Source organism: Spongiibacter pelagi, from assembly GCF_014705705.1.
GTDB classification, from domain to species: Bacteria; Pseudomonadota; Gammaproteobacteria; order Pseudomonadales; family Spongiibacteraceae; genus Spongiibacter; species Spongiibacter pelagi.
The window spans coordinates 1-2,668 of the sequence record NZ_JACXLD010000036.1 but is presented as its reverse complement, the minus strand read 5'-3'; the positions used below and the strand labels follow the sequence as shown (position 1 = coordinate 2,668).

4 protein-coding genes are annotated in these 2,668 nt (G+C 56.6%); all 4 read right to left on the bottom strand.

From position 1 onward, the window contains the following. Positions 1–31: 31 nt before the first annotated feature. Genes IB286_RS15275 through tnpA form a run of 4 tightly spaced genes read right to left on the bottom strand, consistent with a single transcriptional unit; the run spans position 32 to position 2,586 of the window. A complete protein-coding gene (locus IB286_RS15275) occupies positions 32–343 on the bottom strand; it encodes a peptidylprolyl isomerase (protein ID WP_040803749.1) in 312 nt (103 codons plus the stop codon). An 8-nt stretch (positions 344–351) separates the two neighbouring features. After that, a complete protein-coding gene (gene tnpC, locus IB286_RS15270; protein ID WP_008250665.1) occupies positions 352–1,905 on the bottom strand; it encodes an IS66 family transposase in 1,554 nt (517 codons plus the stop codon). A 25-nt stretch (positions 1,906–1,930) separates the two neighbouring features. Further along, the gene (tnpB, locus tag IB286_RS15265) at positions 1,931–2,287 is read right to left on the bottom strand and encodes an IS66 family insertion sequence element accessory protein TnpB (RefSeq protein WP_008250664.1); all 357 of its coding nucleotides are present in this window, start codon (positions 2,285–2,287) and stop codon (positions 1,931–1,933) included. Beyond that, complete coding sequence (gene tnpA, locus IB286_RS15260) at positions 2,287–2,586, bottom strand: IS66 family insertion sequence element accessory protein TnpA (RefSeq protein WP_008250663.1); 300 nt, start codon at positions 2,584–2,586, stop codon at positions 2,287–2,289. The genes tnpB and tnpA overlap by 1 nt, the downstream gene beginning before the upstream one ends. Between the last annotated feature and the right edge of the window lie 82 nt (positions 2,587–2,668).

The following is a 2,668-nucleotide window of genomic DNA, read 5'->3' as shown; positions in this document are numbered from 1 at the left end:
GGTAAGCGCTCAACAAACCCCGCTCTTGCGCTCAGTCGTTTTCTAATCTCCCGTCGATAACAGGCGACTGCCCCGCATCTTTTATCGCCGAGAGCAGATGTGGTGACACATTCCAGCGCTGCCCACTGTCCGTTACAACGGTGACAGTTTTGCGATTGAATTTCATCACGGTAGCGATGACACGTTCGCCCTGCGGAGAATCGAAGCTGACTCTCGCGCCAGGGTGGAACTGCATCATTGATTTGTGTGCATGCAGCGATTCCAGCATCTTCAGCCGTTCAATAATGCGCTGGTTCAGCGCCATCAGTTCGTCGGCATCAAGATGATCAATATTGATATTCATCACCCGTTTCATGATGCGGCCTTCACAAGGTTGTCGTGAGCTTCCGGCGCCTGCCAGGGCAGTAATGCTTCGATATCATCCAGACTCTGTGCGCTGGGTAATTCTGTAAAGACCCGCCTCAGGTAGGTATAGGGCTCCAGCCCATTGGCCTTGGCCGTTTCAATCAGGCTGTACAGGTTTGCACTGGCGGCCGCACCGGCGACGCTGGCACTGAACAGCCAGTTCTTCCGCCCCACCACGAAGGGCCGGATTGCGTTCTCTGCCCGGTTGTTGTCGATGCTCAGTCGGCCGTCCTCGGTATAGATCGTCAGCTTGTCCCAGTTCTTGTCGAGATAACCCAGGGCTTTACCCAGCAACCCTTTGGGCAGTGTGGTGTGCAGGGTTTTATCCAGCCAGGCGCGGATGGCCTGGAGCTGGGGAAGGCTCTCTTGCTGGCGCAGGGCATGGCGCGCCTCCGGGGCCATGGATTCCACTCGCTTTTCTATTGCGTAGAGCTTGGCAATCATGCTCACCGCGACATCGGCTTTCCCGGCTTTCTTCTGCTTGCCTGCGGCCTTTTGCGCCTCAACAAACTTGCGACGGGCATGGGCCCAACAGCCCAACTGGATAATGCCAGTTTGCGCGCAGGCACCGTTGTACCCGGCATAATCATCGGTCTGCACGTAGCCCTGATAGCCGGTCAGCAGTTGCCGGGCCACCTCGCCCCGGCGACTGTCGGCGTAATGGTAAAGCCGGATAGCCTGCGTGGGTGGCCCGCCGACCCGCACCCACATGTAAGAGGTGCTCTCTGGGTCTTTGCCCGGCTCCTTGAGTACCTGCACCGTGGTTTCATCGCACTGTAGTACCGGATAACTCAGCAAACGATCCTGCAAGAGATTAATCAGAGGCTGTATCAGCTGGCCTGCCTTGACCATCCACAGCGCCAGGGTGTTACGGGGTAAATCGATACCGCTGCGCCCCAGAATGGCTTCCTGTCGATACAGAGGCAACGCATCCTGGTATTTGGCAATGGCGATGTGGGCCAGCAAGCCTGGACTGGCGTTGCTCTTGGGAATGGGTTGCGGCGGAAGTGGTGCCGTGCTGACGCTACCCTCACACTGCTTGCAGGCGTATTTCTTACGCACATTAACCAGCACCTGCACTTTGGCTGGAATGATGTCCAGTTGTTCGCTGGTCTCTTCGCCAATGCACTCGCGCAGACAACCGCAGGTACAGACTTTGTCAGCGTCAGGCAGGTCGTGCTCAATACGCACGCGGGGAAGATCGGCGGGCAGGGGCTTGCGGCCGCGTTTGGCTTTTGGGGCTGACACGGCAGTGGGTGCAGTGGCGACAGCGACCGGTTCGTCCTCTTGCGGTGCCAGCTGCACTTCAGCGTCGCCCAGTTCGGCTTCATCAAACAACTCAACCTGCTGGTCGCTCTTCTCACTGCTGGCGCCAAAGCGCTTTTGCTTGAGTAAACGAATCTGCTCTTCAAGCAAATCAATACGCTGCTCCTTCTTCAGAAGCAGGGCCTTCAAGGCATCGATATCGTCTGGCAGGGACTGTGTGAGGGGCGCCGTCATGGCGCCATATTATACTGGAGACGACTCAGGAGACCGAGTCAAAATGCAGGGTTTGATGCGGTCGTTGCTGCCAGATATCAAAGCCGTCGAGCAGGTAATTCAGGTCGCGGCCATCGCGCTGCTCGTAGCTAAAATCGGACTGGCGCGGCCAGCGGAAACGCTGCTTCTCAAGGCGTTTATACCAGAGCACAAAGCCGTTACGCTCCCAGTACAGGATTTTGATCTTGTCGCGGCCCCGATTGCAGAAGACAAACAGCGCTTCCGTCATCGGTGACAGCGCCAGCTCGCTCTCAACGAGTATGGCCAGCCCATCAATGGACTTGCGCATATCCACGGGCTCCAGGTACAAATAGGCTTGGATGCCCGGTTGAGGACGCAGCATTAGCTGGCGTCCTGTATTGCGCGAAGCACGGCGGGCAATACGGCGGGCAATGTTTGCGCAGTAAGCTCAAGGCGAATACCGCAGGGTAAACTCATGATGAGGCGATCCGTTCCAGTCGGAGCGGAAATCGGCATGAACTTGCGCTGGGGTTTGTTAACGCGGCTGCGCCAGTAAGTAAAGTTCGACAGCTTGAGGTCATGTTGTTTGCAATACTCAGCCTGCGATAAGCCACTGCTCTTCCAAGCAGCAAAATGTGCTTGCCAGAGCTGGGCTTTGGTAGGATTTGACTCGGTGCTCATTGGATACTCCAGATCTGAAAAGTCTGGAGCGTAGCGAAGTCCCGGCAGCAATTTTAGGTGGGGTTTATAGACCGCTTACGAA